Source organism: Kitasatospora sp. NPDC059747 (genome assembly GCF_042732955.1).
Lineage (GTDB): Bacteria > Actinomycetota > Actinomycetes > Streptomycetales > Streptomycetaceae > Kitasatospora.
Window position 1 is genome coordinate 1 of sequence record NZ_JBHWGV010000007.1, and the last position, 16856, is coordinate 16856.

The window sequence follows — 16856 nt, forward strand, 5'->3', positions numbered from 1 at the left end:
CGGGCGGCGTGGGGGTGCGTGCATCGCAAGGCGGAGGAGGGTGGCGATGCGGTGGGGGCACGCCCCCAGCCTTCGGCCGGGGGGACCCCCACCCGGCCGCCAGGCTGGGGGACATCGGGCGACCGACGACAACGCAGCGAGGTGCGTGCCCCAACGCCGCTCGGAGGGCGGGGGTTTGACGACAGGCCTTAGGTCACGGCGCTTCCCGCCACTGCAGGACGGCGCGCACGATGTCCTGGCCGATCCGGTCGAGGAGTGCGGCGGCGCCGTCCATCCGGGCGCCGGCCGGAGTCGCGGGGCCGAGCAGTTCGGCGCCCTCGCGGGCGACCCCGGCGAGCATCGCGTTGCGTTCGGCGCTGGCCAGCAGGGCGCGGTACCAGATGTCGCCGTCGATGACGTAGCGCGTGCGGCGCCGGTGCTCGTCGCGCTCGCGGCGGACCAGCGCCTGGCCCTCCAGGTAGGCGGTCGCCTTGGAGACGGAGGCCGGGCTGACCCGGAGCCGGTCGGCGAGGTCGCCCGCGGTGAGGCTGCCGTCGTCGGTGACGTAGAGGCAGGTGAGCACCCGGGCCACCATCCGGGGCATGCCGACGTGGACCAGCAACTCGGCCATCCGTTCGGCGAACTCGCGCACGGCGACCGGGTCGCGCCCGGCCGCCTGCCGGACGACGACGGCCGAGCGGGCGCCCGACGGCGGGGCCGGGCGGGTGCGGCGGGAGCGCTGGACGGTGGCCCGGTGGGCGCGCTCGGCGCGGTAGCCGGAGGGGCCGCCGTTGCGGGCGATCTCGCGGGTCACGGTGGACGTCGGGCGGCCGAGGTCGCGGGCGATCTCGCCGTAGCCGAGCCCCTCGGCCAGGCCGGTGGCGATCCGCCGGCGGTCCTGCTGGGTCAGTCTGGCTCCGGGCATCCGTCCTCGTCTCCTCGCGTGGCGCGACCAGTATGCGCGGGGCGCCGGGCTTGTTGCAATGAACCCGCACAGCCTTGCAATCACCGGCAGGGCCATTGCAAGGATATCGCCGCTGTGAGCTGCAAGGATTCATCTGGCAATAGGAGTTGACGTTGATTCATATGGAAAGCACGCCGTAGTTTCTTCCTCGCAACCACAACCACCGCCAGGGGGAACACACCATGAAGACCACGATCCGCACCACCGTCGGCGCTGTGCTCGCCGGAGCCGTGCTCTCGGCCACCGCCGCCGTTCGGCGGCCCTCGCCGCGCCGGTCCTCTCCACGTCGGCCGCGAAGAGCGGGCACGACGGCGTGCAGAAGGTGCTGGACCGGGCCGTGGCCGAGGGCGGTCTGCCCGGCGCGGTCGCCGAGGTCAGGGACGGCCACCGCCGCTGGTACGGCGGCGCGGGCGTCGCCGACACCGCCACCGGGCGGGCGCGCCACCCGCAGGACCGGTTCCGGATCGGCAGCACCACCAAGACCTTCGTCGCCACCGTCGTCCTCCAGCTCGCCGCCGAGGGCCGGCTGAGCCTCGACGACAGCGTCGACCGCTGGCTCCCCGGCGTCGTCGACGGGCCCGGCTACCAGCCCGACCGGATCACCGTGCGACAGCTGCTCAACCACACCAGCGGCGTCTTCAACTACGTGATGGACGAGGACGTCCAGCGCAAGGCGGGCGGCCCCGCCTTCCTCCGGCACCGCTTCGACGACTACACCCCCGCGCAGCTCGTCGGGATCGCGATGCACCACCGGCCCGACTTCGCCCCCGGCACCGGCTGGACGTACTCCGACACCAACTACGTCCTCGCCGGGCTGATCGTCGAGCGCGCCACCGGCACCACGCTCGCCGAGCAGATCGAGCAGCGGATCGGCGCCCCGCTCGGCCTCGGGAGCACCTCCACGCCGACCCCGTCCGACGTCACCGTCCACGGGCCGCACGGGCGCGAGTACACGCGCCTGGGCGACCCCCACCCGGACGCGCCCGTCTACGACGTCACCGAGCTGAGCCCGTCCTGGGGCTGGGCCTCCGGCGACATGATCTCCACCGTCGGCGACCTCGACACCTTCTTCGCCGCGCTGCTGGGCGGCCGCCTGCTGCCGCCCGCCCAGCAGCGGGAGATGTTCACGATGATCCCGACGCCGCCGAAGACGTGGATCGAGAACACGGCGTACGGCCTGGGCGTGAGCTCGATCAAGCTGTCCTGCACCACGGTGTGGGGCATGGGCGGCGCCATCAACGGCTCGTGGACCTACACCTACGGCAGCCGGGACGGCCGCCACCTGCTCTCCACCAACGTCAACGGCGACTGGACGAACGGGACCTGGAAGAGCGGCGCCTGGCCGATCGGCGTGTTCACCGACGAGCTGGAGGCGGAGTTCTGCCCCACCACCACGGGCTCCTGAACCGGGCACCACGCGCGGGCGGTTGCGGGGGCCGTAGGGTCAACGCACCGTCGGCGGGTGGAGGGCCAGCAGGGACGGGACTCGGGTGGGTGCGGCCAGGCGGAGGAGGCCGTGGCCGATGCCGGCGAGGCCGACCATGAGGGACGGGCTGTGGACGCCGTGCGGCAGGCCGCAGGTCCAGCCCCGGTTGTCGAGGGCGTCCAGCGCGGCGCGGGCCGCGCCGTGCCAGGGGCGTCCCGCGAGGTGGAGGGGTTCCACGTTGCCGAGGTCGCCGTGGCACAGGGACGCATTGAGGCCGAAGCCCTCGCGCAGCACGGTGTCGAGGGCCGTGTCGCGCTCCTTCGCGAGCAACTCGCCGCCTTCCGGCAGGAGTTCGGCGATCTCCACCCGGGCGAGGGCGATGCCGGAGGCGCCGTGGCACCAGAGGACCGGGAAGGACGGGCCGTCGGGACCGCCGTCCTCGCGGACGTCGCGCCAGTTGGCGGCGGCCGGGTCGAACAGGGTGCGCTCGTAGTCCAGTGCGGCGAGGGCGAGTTGGGGAAGGCGGGAGTCGCCCAGGTGGTGGCCCGCCTTCGCCAGTGCCCACGCGATGCCGGACGCGCCGTGGGCGAACCCCGCGAGCGGACGGGCGGCCGCGCCCGCGAGGGAGGCGGGGAGCCAGCCGACGCCGCCGTCGGCCCTCCCCAATTCCGGGTGCGGGGCCGCGGTTTCCGTGAGGCGTGCGGCACAGGCCGCGAGGGCGGCGGTCACGGCCGGGCCGGGGCGGACGGAGGCCCAGGCCAGGAGGCCGCCGATGGTGCCGGCGTTGCCCGCCAGGAGGTCGTGCTGGACGTCCTCGGCGGCGGTGGCCGCGATCCGGCCGATCATCTGCCCCGCCAGGGCGTCGAGTTCGTCGTCCGGGTGGTCGGCGGCGAGGTGCGCGAGGGCGTACAGCACGCCGCCGGTGCCGGCGAGGCCGCCGCCGAGGCGGTCGGCGCGACGGCGGACCTGACGGCGGAGCGTGCGTTCGGCGGCCCGGGCCGCCTCGCGGTGGGAGCGGTCCCCGGTGACGGTGGCGAGCTGGTGGAGGAAGAGGACGATGCCGGCCGTGCCGCTGTAGAGGTCGGGGCCGAGCTCGGCGGGCGCCCAGCGGCCGGGCGGGGTCCAGTTGGGGCCGGCCCAGGCGAGGTCGGCGCTGCCCCGGTGGGCCTCGCGGAGGAGCTGCTCGCCGGCTTCGACGGCCTTGGCGAGGGCGCGGGCCGCGAGGCCGTCCTCCGTCCCGGCCGGTGCGGCGAGGGGTGCGGTCGTCGCCGTTCGGCGCGGCTCGCGGGCGCCGTCGGCCGTCGTCACGGACAGCCGGAGGAGCTGGAGTTGGCACTCCAGGTCCTCCTCGCCCAGCCCGTCCGCCTTCGCGAGGGCGAGGTCGAGCGCCGGCCGGTCCGCGACGCCCGGGATCACCGCGCCGGTCGAGGAGCGGGCGTCGACGCCGTCCGGGCGGATGGTGAACACGGGCACGTCGCCGCGCCACAGGTCCGCGCGCTCGTGCTCGACGAAGGCGAGCGCGTGCTCCTCCCAGGCGGCGAGGGCCCAGAGCCGGTCGAGGTGGCGGTCCTGGTCGAGGGCGTCGCGCAGGAGGTCGGGGTGGCAGGCGGTGTTGAGGAGGCTGCGGTACTCGAAGGTGTCGCGGCGCAGCATGCGGGTCTCGTCGCCGGCGAACGCGCGTATCAGATCGCCGAGTTGGTCCTTTTCCGCGGCGAGGATCCGGTAGGCCTCGGTGAAGCCGGCCTCCAACTCGTCCAGGTGGTCGGCGAGGCGCAGCGGCCGGTCGGCCGGGACGGGCCGGCTGCCCGGGGCCTCGATCGGCAACCGCCGGTATTCGAGCCGCAGTTCGTCCGTGCCTTCGCCGACGAGGACGGGTGCCGCGCGGGGCGGGAGGGTCGAAGGGTCCCAGCCGAGGGCGGAGAGGTCGGTGCCGCCGTTGCCCTCGTCCCACATGCGTTCGGGCAGCAGGCCCGAGCGCAGCACCGAGTGGCGGGCGTGGTGGCGGGCGAGGCGCTCGGACTCGGAGAGGTCCTTGGCGGGCTCGTGCAGGTCGGGGTGAAGCAGGGCCTCCAGGTCGATGAGCACGGGCTGGTCCCGGACGGCGAGCAGGTTCTGCGCGTGGCAGTCGACGGCGTCGAGGACGTACATGAGGGCGGCGAGCGTGCCGGCACGGTGGTAGAAGGCGCTCAACTCGGCCTCGTCGCGGGCCGGTTCGGCCGTGACGTGGGCGACCCAGCCGTAGCCGTCGCGGGCCAGGTGGGCGAGGTCGTGCAGGGGCAGCCGGAGCCGGGGGTTGAGCCACCGCAGGACCTGCTGGAAGTGGTTCTCGGCGCCGAGCGGGCGGGGCTTGTAGACGATCCGGGTGCCGTGCTCGAAGCGCAGGGAGCTCACGGTGGCGCCGCCGCGGTGCGGATCGCCGAGGCCGGTGGCGAGTTCGGTGAGGCGGCCGAGCGGACGGCCGTCGGCGAAGGTGGCGCGGATCGCGGGCAGGTCGGCGGCGAGGCGGCGGAACAGCGTGCGGCCGGTGGCGGTCCACTGCTCGGCGGCGGTCGTCAACCGGTGGGCCAGGACTGGGTGTTCGGCGAGCAGGCGCAAGGCGCGCCCGGGCCGGGTGAGCCGGTCGAGGAAGTCGCGGTAGCGCTCCTCGGGGGTGTCACCGGTCAACTCGCCGGTGAGGCGGGCGACGTGGAGCTCGGTGATGACGGTGCGGACGGCCATGCCGTGGACGGCGGCGGTGAGCGCCGGGAGGACGAGGGCGGTCAGCTCCTCGGGCGTGCCGAGGGCGGGGACGTCCAGGTCGGCGATCGCGGCGCGCAGGCGGTCGCGGGCGTCGGCCAGCAGGGGCGCGACGAGCCGGGCGAAGGCGTGGTCCTCGGGCACGTCGAGGGTGGCGGGTGTCGCGAAGGCGGCGGCGAGGCGCTCGGCCCACGGGAGGCGCCCGAGGCGGTCGGCGAGGGCGTCCGGGTGCTCGGCGAGCAGGGCGTGCAGGGCGTCCGGGTCGAGGCCGTCGGCGGCGAGGCGGCGCTCGAACCAGCCGTCCCGGTCGAATGGCGCCTGGGCGCGCCAGCGGTCCAGCTTCCGCGTGGCGCGTTCGGACCGTTCGGCGCGTTCAACCCGTTCGGACCGTTCAACCCGTTCGGCGCGTTCGGCGAGCCCCGCCGTCTCGGTGCCGGGCACCGGACCGCGGGCGTTCAGCGGGACGGCGCGGGCGGCGGCCCGCAGGAGTTCGGTCGCGTCAACCACGGGTCGGGGTCGCCTCTCTCGCTGTGTCTCTCACTGTCGCGCCATACCGACCGCTCGGGGTGGGTGGTGCCCCGGCGTGGGGTCGGGGCCCCACCCCGCGGACCGGTCACCGGCTGCGCCTGCCTGGGCAACTCGACGCGCTCTCAGGGGTGTCGAGTTGCAGTGCAGCCGCACCGTCCGCCTCGCGGCTGGAGAGCACCAGGGCCGTGGGGTGCCCGGTGCCGTGGGCCGGCCACGGTCGAACCGCCGGCCGGCGGCGCGGACGCGGCGCGGATCCCGGCGGTGCGGCCGGGACCCGCGCCGGCCGCGACCCCGGACCGTGGGCTCGGGAGAGCCGCGGGATCCGGGATCGGCCGGCTCCGGAGGCCTCACGGCCCCCGGAGGACTCAGAAGCTGCAGACGCGGCCGCAGCTCGACCAGCCGCCGCAGGTGCCGGACTGCACCGAGGCGGTCACGTACAGCTCGTCCGCGAGCTCGCCGGCCGGGTGGACCTGGTGGCCCTGGCCGAGGGTGAGCCGGAAGTCCTCGTCCTTGAGCGCGCGAACCTGCTCAGCCGTGGGCAGCATGTTGCCTCCTCGAAGCGATGGGATCTGGCACGGGCGTGCCGGGTCCGGATCCTGGCAGCGCCTCACGCGTCACACCAGGGGCGTGCGCCCCACCCGACGCAATTCCGGCCACGATCGAAATAAGGTCCGGCCCGGCACCCCGCCCCCGTTCCCCCAGGCCATGCCCGGTCCCGCCACCGGCCGCCGCGCCCGCCGCTCCCCCGCCCGGCCCGACGGCCGCCCCACACCTGGCCAAAACCGGGACGGTGCAGGCCGCACAAACCGGACCCCACGTTTCGGGGCCGCCGCCCCCGGGGAGCCCGGCGGCCGGTCGCTGCTGTGGCAGCGCCCGGCACCCAGGGTGACGATGGAGCCCGGGACCCGTGGACCGATCGGAGCACCATGAGCGAGCAGCACAACTTCGTCCTGCTGACCTTCCCGGACGCCGCCGGCTGGCGCGCCGCCTACGACGAGGCGCAGCACCTGCCCGGCCTGCGGCAGGTGGCCGCGCTGGAGCGCAGCGCCGACGGCCTGCTGGAGGTGCGGGACGGCTTCGTGCGCGGTGCGGGCGTGGCGACCGTGGGCTCCGGCGTGCTGGGCGGGCTGGTGGGCCTGCTCGGCGGGCCGATCGGGGTGCTGCTGGGCTTCGCGGCGGGCGCGGTGCTCGGCAACGCGGCCGAGGAGCACCAGGCGACGGAGGGCGGCGCCGGACTGATCGTGCTGTCGCCGCGGGTACCGGACGGCGGTGCGATGCTCGTGGTGGACGTGCGCGAGGCGTCCCCCGGCCCGGCGGACGAGCTGGCCGCGAAGCACGGCGCCACGGTCGAGCGGATCGACGCCCGCGCGTTCGAGGAGCAGGTCAAGGCGGCCGAGCGGAAGGCCGAGGAGCCCGGCCGGGACTGACCGGACTCCTCGGGGCGCGGGGCGCGTGCCCCGGCGGCGCGGCACCCGGCCTGAACCGGCGACACGCGCCCCTGGCGCTCACTCCGCCCGCAGCGCGGCCACCGTCCGCGTCCGCGCCGCCCGGACGGCGGGTAGCAGGGCCCCGAGGACGGCGATCAGCACCCCGCCGCCGGCGAGCAGAACCAGCGCCGGCGCGCCGAGGACGTCCAGCGCCGAGGCCGGGAAGTCGAGCCCGGCGCTGTGACCCATGGCGGGCACGGTGAGCCCGTGCAGCAGCAGCCCGACGGGCAGGCCGATCGCCGCGCCGACCACCCCGACGAGGACGACCGAGGCGAGCACCACGCCCACGGTCTGCGCCGGGGTCATGCCGAGCGCCTTGGTGACGCCCATGTCCCGGGTGCGTTCCCGGATCTCCAGGACGACGGTGTTGAACACCCCGAGCCCGGCGACGACGACCAGGAGCAGCGTCAGCGTGGCGGTCAGCGAGTCCAGTGCGGTGATCGAGCCGCTGGAGCCGTGCGGCGCGCCGACCTCGGCGCTCATGTGCACCGGGGCGAGCGCGGTGCCGAGGGCGGCCGCGTAGGCGGCCCGGTCGGTGCCCTTGGTCAGCGTGACGAACCAGGCGTCCGGTCGGGGGGCCGTCCCGGACGGGAAGCTCCGGGCGTCGGTGAGCAGTTCGTTCGTCTGGACGTGCGGGTCGAAGACCTCTCCGACGACGGTCACGGTGACCGGCCGGCCGTGGTCCGTGAACGTCACCCGGTCGCCGAGCCGGAGGTTCGCCTCGGTGAGGAAGGTGGCCGGGGCGACGGCCTCGCCCGGGCCCCGGTACCAGCGGCCGGAGACCATCCGGTAGCCGGCCCGGGACGCGTCGCCCTGGAACGCCGTCACCGTGGTGCTGCCGGCCACGCCGGGGACGGCGACGTCGACCGTGCCGGTGCCGTAGGAGGACGCCGTGCCCGGACGGCCGGCCAGCGCGGCGGTCACGTCCGCCGGATCGGCGGCGACCGGCAGGCCGGCCGTCGCACCGGAGCCGGGCCCGTCCGCCCGCCGCGGGTGCACGAACACGTCCGCGCCGTCGTGGTTCTTCGCCTCCTGCACCCACGTCATCGTGCCGCCCATGCCCACCGCGAAGACCGCCGCCGCGGTGCCGAACAGCACGGCCGCGAGCATCCCGGCGGCCCGGGCCGGGCGGGCGAAGGGCTGGGCGAGCCCGAGGCTCCGCGGCCGGGGCAGCGGCAGCCGGGCCGCCCGGGCGGCGGCGCGGGCCGCGACCGCGGCGCGCCGGGTGCCGCCCGCCGTGCGGCCGACGGCGAGCGCGTCCACCGTGCGCAGCCGGCCGGCCCGGGCGGCGGCGGCCCAGGCGATGAGCGCGACGGTGACGAGGGTGCCGCCCGCCACGGCGGCGTCGACCCAGGGGGCGATGCCGGAGGCGTCCGTCCCGTAGACCTGCCCGGTGGTGGCGAGCACCGGGACGGTCAGCAGGTTGCCCACGACCACCCCGAGGAGGGTGCCGACGGCGGCCGGCACCAGCGCCTGGCCGACGTATGCGCGGACCACCTGGGCCGGGGTGCAGCCGAGCGCCTTGAGGACGCCGATCCGCCGGGTGGCGGTGCCGACCGCGCCGGCCACGACGTTGCCCGCCACCAGGACGGACATCGCCATGCCGAGCAGTCCGAAGGCGACCAGGAAGGGCAGGAACAGCGCGGTGTTGCGGTCCGAGCCCTGCTTGGCGGTGAGCCAGGACTGCGCGCCGGTCAGCGCCCCGGCGGGCGCGGCGGCGGCGACGGCGGAGCGGCCGGCGTCCATCGCGCCGGTGGTGCCCGCGTCGGCGAAGCGGTAGAGCATCTCGTAGCCGGGGGTGGTGCCGGGCGCGGTGAGGGCGGTGACGCCCTCGGGGGTGACCCAGGCGTCGGCGGTGCGGCTGACGGAGCGGGCGAGGCCGACCACCTTCAGCGCGGGCGCGCCCGGCAGGCCGGGCAGCCGGATCGAGCCGCCGAGCTCGGCGGGCGTGCTGCCGTACCCGGTGTCGAGCACCACCTCGTCCGCCGCGTGCGGCCAGGTCCCCTGGAGGAGCGTGACGTCGTCGACGTCGCCACTGGCCGAGCCGCGGCCGACGACGGTCATCGGCGGGAGCGTCACCCCGGCCGGGACGGTCGAGCCCGGGCCCGGCGCGGGGTCGACGGTGACGGTGCGGAACGGGCCGGCGGCGGCCGTCACGCCGGACGCGCGGGCGGAGGCGGCGAGCCCGGCCGCGGTGGTGCGGGCGCCGTCGAAGCGGGCGGTGAGGTGGGCGCCGTGCTGGCCCTCGAAGGCGTGGTCGAACGGCGCCTGGGAGGCGACCAGCAGCGAACCGCCCAGCACGGAGCAGGTGGTGGCCACCATGGCGGCCAGGCCGATGGCGACCGACTGGGTCCGGCGGCGGCGCACACCGGCCCGGACGACCCTCCCGAGGGCGCTCATGCGCCCCCCTCGCTTCGCTCGGCGAGCGCCTCGCGCAACGCGCACCTACCCACGATGAGCTCCCTCCGCTCGCTCATGCCGCCCCCTCGCTTCGCACGGCGAGCGCCTCGCGCAACGCGCACCTACCCACGATGAGCTCCCTCCGCTCGCTCATGCCGCCACCGCCGAATCCGCCTCGACGCGGCCGTCGCGCATCCGGACCGTGCGGGTCGCGCAGTCCTCGGCCAGCCTCAGGTCGTGCGTCACCAGCAGGATCGTCTGCCCGTCCTCGTGCAGCTCCCGGAACAGCTCCTTGACGTCCTCGCCCGAGGCCGAGTCCAGCGCGCCGGTCGGCTCGTCGGCCAGCAGCAGCGTCGGCCGGTTCATCAGCGCCCGGGCCACCGCAACGCGCTGGCGCTCGCCGCCGGACAGCCGGCCGGGGTGGGCGCGGGCGTGCCGGTCGACGCCGAGCGCCTCCAGCAGCTCGGCGGCCCTCCGCCGGGCCTCGGCTCGCGGCACGCCCGCCAGTTCGCCGGCGAGGGCCACGTTGTCGGCCACGGTCAGGTCGTCCAGCAGGTTGAAGAACTGGAACACCATCCCGATGGTGCTCCGCCGGTAGCGGGCGGAGGCCGCCTCGCTCAGCCCGTCGACCCGCGCCCCGGCCACCGTGACCGTCCCCGCGGTCGGCCGGTCCAGCCCGGCCACCAGGTTGAGCAGCGTGGACTTCCCGCTCCCCGACGGGCCGAGCACGGCCACCGACTCGCCCGGCCGCACGCTCAGCGTGACGTCGTCCAGGGCGGCCCGCGCGCCCTCGTAGCCGCGGCTCACGCCGCGCAGTTCGATCACCGGTGTGGTGCTCATCGTCGTCCCTCGTGTCGTCCCTGGTGGGTCGGGACGCGTGTCGTCCCTGGTGGGTCGGGACGACCGTACGGACGGAGGCCGGGCACCCGCGTCCGCCGAGCGCGGCAACTTCCGTACCGCGCGGGAGGTACGGCGCGCGGCGTCATCCTTGCGACGTAGTCGACGGGGGTAGGAGGCTCCGCCGGACGCGGGGCTGTCCAGCCGGGCGCCCGGCCGCCACAATGTGCCGGTGATCGAAGCCCTGACCCCGGACCGGCTGCGCGCGGCCGTCCGCCCGAGCGCCGGACCGCCACCGCCCCTGCCGACCCGGCGCGGGTGGGCGTTCGACGTCGCGCTGGCCCTGTTCCTGGCCTTCCTCGGCACGCACTACGTCCTCATCGTCCAGGAGCCGCACTCCGCGCTCCTCCTGATGGTGCCGGTCGTGCCGCTGCCGCTCGCGCTTCGCCGCCGGTACCCGCTGGCGGTGCTGTGGGCCGTCCTGCCGCTCGCGCTGCTGGTGCGTCACCAGTCCGAGGACATCGCCTACTCGGCGGGCGTCGCCGTCGTCATCGCCGCCTACAGCGTCGCCGCGTACGGGCGCCGCCCGGCCGCCGTCCTGGCGAGCCTGCCCGCCGCCGCCACCACGCTCGTGGTCCTCTTCGCCGAGGCCAAACTGCCGCACTTCCCCAACGGCGTGGTCGCCGTGCTGCTCCTCGTGCCGGTGTTCGCGGTCGCCTACGAACTGCGCATGTGGCGCCGCCGGGCGGCCGAGGGCCACGAGCGGCTCTCCGCCCTCGAACGCGAGCAGCTGGCCGCGCTCCAGCGCGCGGTCGAGCACGAACGGGCCCGCATCGCCCGGGAGTTGCATGACGTCGTGACGCACAACGTGAGCATGATGACGATCCAGGCCGGGGCCGCGCGCAAGATCCTCGACACCGCGCCGGACAAGGCCCGCGAGGCGATGGCCGCCGTCGAGACCGGCGGACGCGCGGCGATGACCGAACTGCGGCACGTCATGGGCCTGCTGACGATCGACGCGGGCACCGGCGACGACCCGGCCGCCACCGCCGACCTCAGCCCGCAGCCCGGCCTCGGCCGGCTGGACGCGCTGGTCGAGGGCGTCCGGCAGGCCGGGCTGACGGTCGGGCTGACCGTCTCCGGCGAGCGCCGCGCCGTGCCGCCCGGGGTCGAACTCGCCGCCTACCGGGTCGTCCAGGAGGCGCTCACCAACACCGTCAAGCACGCGGGCGGCGCCGCCGCCGAGGTCACCGTCGAGTACGCCCCCGGCCACCTGGCCGTCGAGGTCACCGACACCGGCGGCCGCCCCACCGGCGCCGCCGCCACCGGCAACGGCCGCGGCCTGATCGGCCTGCGCGAGCGCCTCGCCGTCTACGGCGGCACCCTGCACACCGGCACCCGGCCACGCGGCGGCTACCGCGTCAAGGCCCTGATCCCCTTGGAGAGTTCATGAGCACCGACCCGCTGCGCGTGGTGGTCGCCGACGACCAGGCGCTGGTGCGCACCGGCTTCCGGCTGATCCTGGAGTCCGAGGGGATCGAGGTGGTCGCCGAGGCCGACGACGGCGAGCAGGCGGTGGCCGCCGTGCGCCGGACCAGACCGGACGTCGTGCTGATGGACATCCGGATGCCCGTCCTGGACGGCCTGGAGGCCACCCGGCGGATCGTCGCCGACACGGCGCAGGAGCCGCCGCGGGTGATCATGCTGACCACCTTCGACCTCGACCAGTACGTCTACGCCGCGATGGCCGCCGGCGCGAGCGGCTTCCTGCTCAAGGACGTCACCCCCGAGCACCTGGCCGCCGCCGTCCGGCTGGTGCGCTCCGGCGACGCCCTGCTCGCCCCGGCGATCACCCGCCGCCTCGTCGAGCGCTTCGCCCGCCCGGACGCCCCCGCCGCACCGCACCGCGAGCTGGCCGCGCTCACCCCGCGCGAACTGGAGGTCATGACCCTGCTCGCGCGCGGGCTCAGCAACGCCGAACTCGCCGCGCGGTTCGGCCTGTCCGAGGCGACGGTCAAGACGCACGTGGCCCGGATCCTCGGCAAGCTGGGCCTGCGGGACCGGGCCCAGGTGGTGGTGGCCGCGTACGAGACGGGGCTGGTGAGCGTCGGCTCGGGGCCGGGCCCGGTGTAGGCCTGTCCGCACGGACAGGTCCCGGGCCCGGCCCCGAGCCGGGCGTCACGCCTTGGCGAGGTCGAACCGGTCGAGGTTCATGACCTTGACCCAGGCCGCGACGAAGTCCCGGACGAACTTCTCCTTGGCGTCGTCGCTCGCGTAGACCTCCGCGACGGCGCGCAGCTCGGAGTTCGAGCCGAACACGAGGTCGGCGCGGGTGCCGGTCCACTTGACGACGCCGGAGGAGTCGCGGCCCTCGAACGTGGTCGCGTCCTCGGAGGCGGCCTTCCACGTGGTGTCGAGGTCGAGCAGGTTGACGAAGAAGTCGTTCGTCAGCACGCCCGGCGTGTCGGTGAACACGCCGTGCGTGGACTTTCCGTGGTTCGCGCCGAGGACGCGCAGGCCGCCGACGAGGACGGTCAGCTCGGGGGCGCTCAGCGTCAGCAGGTTGGCCCGGTCGAGCAGCAGGTACTCGGCGGCCAGCCGCTGGCCCTTGCCGGCGTAGTTGCGGAAGCCGTCGGCCGAGGGCTCCAGCGCCGCGAACGACTCGACGTCGGTCTGCTCCTGCGAGGCGTCCACGCGCCCGGCCGCGAACGGCACCTCGACCGCGACGCCCGCGTCCTTCGCCGCCTTCTCGACGGCCGCGCCGCCGGCCAGCACGACGAGGTCGGCCAGCGAGACGTGCTTGGCACCGGCCCGGGCGTTGAAGTCCCGCTGGACGCCTTCGAGGGCGCGCAGCACGATCGCGAGCTCGTCCGGGTCGTTGACCTCCCAGCCGGCCTGCGGCTGGAGGCGGATCCGGCCGCCGTTGGCGCCGCCGCGCTTGTCGCTGCCGCGGAAGGACGAGGCGGCGGCCCATGCGGCGGAGACCAGCTGGGCGACGGACAGGCCGGTGGCGAGGACGCGCTCCTTGAGCGCGGCGGCGTCGGCGGCGTCGATCCGCTCGCCGGTGGCCGCCGGCAGCGGGTCCTGCCAGATCAGCTCCTCGCTCGGGACCTCCGGGCCGAGGTAGCGGACGACCGGGCCCATGTCGCGGTGGGTGAGCTTGAACCAGGCGCGGGCGAACGCGTCGGCGAACTGCGCCGGATCGTCCTTGAAGCGCCGGGAGATGGGCTCGTAGACCGGGTCCAGGCGCAGCGACAGGTCGGTGGTGAGCATGACCGGGGCGTGCCGCTTCGACGGGTCGTGCGCGTCGGGCACGGTGTCGGCGCCGGCGCCGTCCTTCGGGATCCACTGGTGGGCGCCGGCGGGGCTCTCGGTGAGCTCCCACTCGTAGCCGAAGAGGGTCTCGAAGAAGGAGTTGTCCCAGGTGGTGGGGGTGTGCGTCCAGGCGCCCTCCAGGCCGCTGGTGATCGCGTCGCCGCCCACGCCGGTGCGGAAGGCGCTCCTCCAGCCGAGGCCCTGCTGCTCCATCGGCGCGGCCTCGGGGTCGGGGCCGACATTGTCCGCCGGGCCGGCGCCGTGGGTCTTGCCGAAGGTGTGGCCGCCGGCGATGAGGGCGACGGTCTCCTCGTCGTTCATCGCCATCCGGTAGAAGGTCTCGCGGATGTCGCGCGCGGCCGCGATCGGGTCCGGATTGCCGTTGGGGCCCTCGGGGTTGACGTAGATCAGGCCCATCTGGACCGCGGCGAGCGGGTTCTCCAGCTCGCGGTCGCCGGTGTAGCGCTCGTCGCCGAGCCAGGTGGTCTCCGGGCCCCAGTAGACGTCCTCGTCCGGCTCCCACTCGTCGACCCGGCCGCCGCCGAAGCCGAAGGTCTCGAAGCCCATCGTCTCCAGGGCGACGTTGCCGGCGAGGACCATCAGGTCGGCCCAGGACAGGCTGCGGCCGTACTTCTTCTTGACCGGCCACAGCAGGCGGCGGGCCTTGTCCAGGCTCGCGTTGTCCGGCCAGCTGTTGAGCGGGGCGAAGCGCTGCTGGCCGCCGCCGGCGCCGCCGCGTCCGTCGCGGATGCGGTAGGTGCCCGCGCTGTGCCAGGCCATGCGGATCATGAACGGGCCGTAGTTGCCGTAGTCGGCGGGCCACCAGTCGTGCGACGTGGTGAGGACCGTGGCGATGTCGCGCTTGACGGCCGGGAGGTCGAGGGATTCGAAGGCCGCCGCGTAGTCGAACTCCGCGCCGAACGGGTTCGCCACCGCGGGGTTCTTGGCGAGGATCTTGAGGTTCAGCTGGTCGGGCCACCACTGGCGGTTGCCGCCGCCCTGGGTGGGGTGCGCCGCGCGCCCGTGGACGACCGGGCAGCCGCCCGTGCCCTCCGCCTGTGCTCCGACTCCGGTTGCATCGTGGTTCTCAGACATGGGAATCCTTCCCTGACAAGGCGGATCACGGTGTCTTGCGCTACCTGGTGTGCTGCTGCCTAGGCTAATGCCGGAGCCGATCCTACGATGGACGCAATCCAAGTCAAGAAGGACACCAGGGAAGTATCGGGTCCAATACCGGATAACCCTGATATCCGCTGATAAACTCCGGGTTTCTCCATTGACCTGAATAGGTGAACCGACATGAGCGACCTCCTGGAACGACTGCGCGAGCGCGGCTGGCGCCTCACCTCCCAGCGGCGCGTCGTGGCGGAGGTCCTCGACGGCGACCACGTGCACCTCACCGCCGACGAGGTGCACGCCCGCGCCGCGGAGCGGCTCCCCGAGATCTCCCGGGCCACCGTCTACAACACCCTCGGCGAGCTCGTCACGCTCGGCGAGGTGGTCGAGGTCGCCACCGACGGCCGCGCCAAGCGCTACGACCCCAACGCCCACCACCCCCACCAGCACCTCGTCTGCACCGACTGCGGCACCATCCGCGACGTCCACCCGGCCGGCGACCCGCTCGCCGACCTCCCGTCCGAACAGCGCTTCGGCTTCACCGTGTCGGGCGCCGAGGTCACCTACCGGGGGCTCTGCCCGGACTGCGTACGCTGACGCGCGCGCCGCTCACCCGGCGCGAGCCGCCGCCCGCGCGCCATCTGATCGGGAGGGACTTGAGTCCGTTCTGGAAGTTGGAGACCAGGCGCTGCGGGGCTCGGCCCGGGTCCGCGAGCTCCAGGCCGGGAAGGGTCGTGACGATGTGACGGATCATCACGGTCATCTGCAGGCGCGCGAGTTGGGCACCGAGACAGAAGTGGGGGCCGTAGCCGAAGCTCACGTGGTCGTTCGGGGTGCGGGTGATGTCGAAGCGGTCGGGGTCGGGGAAGACGTGCTCGTCGCGGTTGGCGGAGGCGTGGTAGACGACGACCTTGTCGCCCCGCCGGACGGGCCGGCCCGCCAAGGTGAGGTCGCGGGTGGCGGTGCGGCGGAACTCCACGACGGGAGGCCAGTAGCGCAGCATCTCCTCGACTGCGGATGCGGTCAACTCCGGCTTCTCGCAGAGCAGTCGGTACTGGTCGGGGTGGCTGAGCAGGGCGTGGAGCCCGCCGGGCAGGGCGTTGCGGACGGTCTCGTTGCCGGCCACGGCGAAGAGGAAGAACATCGTCTCGAACTCGTCGACCGTCAGCCCCGCCTCCCGGGTGCGGGCCAACAGGCCGTCCGCGTCCGGCTGTCGGGCGAGGGAGTGGGCGTAGGCGTAGAGGTCGGCGAGGCCGGCGCGGGAGCGCGGGTTGAGCGGACGGCCGCCGGGGGTGGCGGTCGGGCGGTGGGCGAGGGCGGCGCGGCCGAGGAGGGTCAGGCCGGCCGGGTCGGCGGTGGCGGACGCGGCGTGGTCGGCGTCCTGGTAGCCGATCACCCGGTTCGCCCAGTCCAGCAGGAGACGGCGGTCCCGGTCGGGGACGCCCATCACCCGGGCGAGCGTCCACAGGGGCAGGTCGGCGGCCAGGCCGACGAAGTCGGTGGCGCCCAACGGCCGGACGGTGTCGACGAGTTCGTGCACGCGGCTCTCGATGGCGGCGGCCAGGTCGGCCAGGGCACGCGGGGTGAAGGCGGCGGCGACGATGCGGCGCAGGCGCGAGTGGTCCGGTGGGTCCTGGTTGAGCATCATCGTGCGGGCGAAGGCCAGGTCGGCGGGTGTCTCGGGGTCGCGGATCTGGGTGCCGCCGAGGTGGGAGGAGAAGTCCCCCGGGCTGCGCAGCACGTGCTTGACGTCCGCGTGCCGCAGCACCGCCCAGTAGCCCGGCCCCGCGGGCCAGTCGCCGACGGGCGGCTCCTCGATCCGGTGGACCGGCCCGGCCGCCCGCAGTTCGCGGTAGAGGTCGTACGGCACGCCGTCCGCGTAGGTGGCGGGCGGGAAGATCCGGTTCGCGCGGTCCTGGTCGAGGGTCACGGCGACCGACGGTACGGCAGCCGTGCGCCGCGCACCAGGAGGCGGGGGGGGCGCGCGGGGGGGGGTGGGGGGGTGTCGGGGGGGGGGGGGGGGGAGCGTTGTCAGAGGTGGTCTGGGGTTGAGTGAAATTTGTAGAAG

12 protein-coding genes are annotated in these 16856 nt (G+C 75.0%); 5 read left to right on the top strand and 7 right to left on the bottom strand.

The window, feature by feature from the left end:
- Positions 1 to 193 precede the first annotated feature (193 nt).
- Positions 194 to 904 carry a helix-turn-helix domain-containing protein gene (locus ACFV4G_RS04750; protein ID WP_380436465.1) on the bottom strand — a complete coding sequence of 237 codons (711 nt, stop codon included), beginning with the start codon at positions 902 to 904 and terminating at the stop codon, positions 194 to 196.
- A gap of 352 nt (positions 905 to 1256) precedes the next feature.
- Between ACFV4G_RS04750 and ACFV4G_RS04755 the strand changes: the two genes are divergently transcribed.
- Entirely contained in the window at positions 1257 to 2348 is a 1092-nt protein-coding gene (locus ACFV4G_RS04755) for a serine hydrolase domain-containing protein (RefSeq protein WP_380436467.1), read from the top strand.
- 39 nt (positions 2349 to 2387) lie between these two features.
- Here ACFV4G_RS04755 and ACFV4G_RS04760 read toward each other — a convergent pair whose 3' ends face one another.
- Together ACFV4G_RS04760 and ACFV4G_RS04765 are read right to left on the bottom strand one after the other, a co-directional pair.
- Complete coding sequence (locus ACFV4G_RS04760; protein WP_380436469.1) at positions 2388 to 5612, bottom strand: type 2 lanthipeptide synthetase LanM family protein; 3225 nt, start codon at positions 5610 to 5612, stop codon at positions 2388 to 2390.
- A 386-nt stretch (positions 5613 to 5998) separates the two neighbouring features.
- Positions 5999 to 6178, bottom strand: a complete 180-nt coding sequence (locus ACFV4G_RS04765) for a hypothetical protein (RefSeq protein WP_380436471.1) — start codon at positions 6176 to 6178, stop codon at positions 5999 to 6001.
- Positions 6179 to 6559: 381 nt separating this feature from the next.
- Between ACFV4G_RS04765 and ACFV4G_RS04770 the strand changes: the two genes are divergently transcribed.
- Positions 6560 to 7060, top strand: coding sequence for a histidine kinase (locus ACFV4G_RS04770; protein WP_380436473.1), 501 nt, complete (start codon positions 6560 to 6562; stop codon positions 7058 to 7060).
- A 78-nt stretch (positions 7061 to 7138) separates the two neighbouring features.
- On the opposite strand, the gene ACFV4G_RS04775 is transcribed toward ACFV4G_RS04770, so the two are convergent.
- Both ACFV4G_RS04775 and ACFV4G_RS04780 read right to left on the bottom strand, forming a co-directional pair.
- Positions 7139 to 9520 carry an FtsX-like permease family protein gene (locus tag ACFV4G_RS04775; RefSeq protein WP_380436475.1) on the bottom strand — a complete coding sequence of 794 codons (2382 nt, stop codon included), beginning with the start codon at positions 9518 to 9520 and terminating at the stop codon, positions 7139 to 7141.
- Between the two features lie 150 nt (positions 9521 to 9670).
- Positions 9671 to 10360, bottom strand: coding sequence for an ABC transporter ATP-binding protein (locus tag ACFV4G_RS04780; protein WP_380436477.1), 690 nt, complete (start codon positions 10358 to 10360; stop codon positions 9671 to 9673).
- 229 nt (positions 10361 to 10589) lie between these two features.
- Here ACFV4G_RS04780 and ACFV4G_RS04785 point away from each other — a divergent pair, with 229 nt between their 5' ends.
- On the top strand, positions 10590 to 11810 hold the full coding sequence (locus ACFV4G_RS04785; protein WP_380436479.1) for a sensor histidine kinase: 1221 nt from the start codon (positions 10590 to 10592) through the stop codon (positions 11808 to 11810).
- Positions 11807 to 12490 (top strand): response regulator, encoded by a 684-nt coding sequence (locus tag ACFV4G_RS04790; protein WP_380436481.1) that lies wholly within the window; start codon positions 11807 to 11809, stop codon positions 12488 to 12490. The genes ACFV4G_RS04785 and ACFV4G_RS04790 overlap by 4 nt, the downstream gene beginning before the upstream one ends.
- Positions 12491 to 12535: 45 nt before the next feature.
- Here ACFV4G_RS04790 and katG read toward each other — a convergent pair whose 3' ends face one another.
- Complete coding sequence (gene katG / locus ACFV4G_RS04795) at positions 12536 to 14767, bottom strand: catalase/peroxidase HPI (protein WP_380436483.1); 2232 nt, start codon at positions 14765 to 14767, stop codon at positions 12536 to 12538.
- A gap of 204 nt (positions 14768 to 14971) precedes the next feature.
- Here katG and ACFV4G_RS04800 point away from each other — a divergent pair, with 204 nt between their 5' ends.
- Positions 14972 to 15385: a Fur family transcriptional regulator gene (locus ACFV4G_RS04800; RefSeq protein ID WP_380436485.1), complete on the top strand. Its 414-nt coding sequence runs from the start codon at positions 14972 to 14974 to the stop codon at positions 15383 to 15385.
- On the opposite strand, the gene ACFV4G_RS04805 is transcribed toward ACFV4G_RS04800, so the two are convergent.
- A complete protein-coding gene (locus ACFV4G_RS04805; RefSeq protein ID WP_380436487.1) occupies positions 15348 to 16718 on the bottom strand; it encodes a cytochrome P450 in 1371 nt (456 codons plus the stop codon). The genes ACFV4G_RS04800 and ACFV4G_RS04805 overlap by 38 nt on opposite strands.
- Positions 16719 to 16856 lie beyond the last annotated feature (138 nt).

What these genes read in the sequence shown, in the direction of transcription:
- ACFV4G_RS04790 (WP_380436481.1), top strand. Translation starts at nt 11,807, where the DNA reads ATGAGCACCGACCCGCTGCGCGTGGTGGTCGCCGACGACCAGGCGCTG.
- ACFV4G_RS04770 (WP_380436473.1), top strand. Translation starts at nt 6,560, where the DNA reads ATGAGCGAGCAGCACAACTTCGTCCTGCTGACCTTCCCGGACGCCGCC.
- katG (WP_380436483.1), bottom strand. Translation starts at nt 14,767, where the DNA reads ATGTCTGAGAACCACGATGCAACCGGAGTCGGAGCACAGGCGGAGGGC.
- ACFV4G_RS04800 (WP_380436485.1), top strand. Translation starts at nt 14,972, where the DNA reads ATGAGCGACCTCCTGGAACGACTGCGCGAGCGCGGCTGGCGCCTCACC.
- ACFV4G_RS04765 (WP_380436471.1), bottom strand. Translation starts at nt 6,178, where the DNA reads ATGCTGCCCACGGCTGAGCAGGTTCGCGCGCTCAAGGACGAGGACTTC.
- ACFV4G_RS04780 (WP_380436477.1), bottom strand. Translation starts at nt 10,360, where the DNA reads ATGAGCACCACACCGGTGATCGAACTGCGCGGCGTGAGCCGCGGCTAC.
- ACFV4G_RS04775 (WP_380436475.1), bottom strand. Translation starts at nt 9,520, where the DNA reads ATGAGCGCCCTCGGGAGGGTCGTCCGGGCCGGTGTGCGCCGCCGCCGG.
- ACFV4G_RS04750 (WP_380436465.1), bottom strand. Translation starts at nt 904, where the DNA reads ATGCCCGGAGCCAGACTGACCCAGCAGGACCGCCGGCGGATCGCCACC.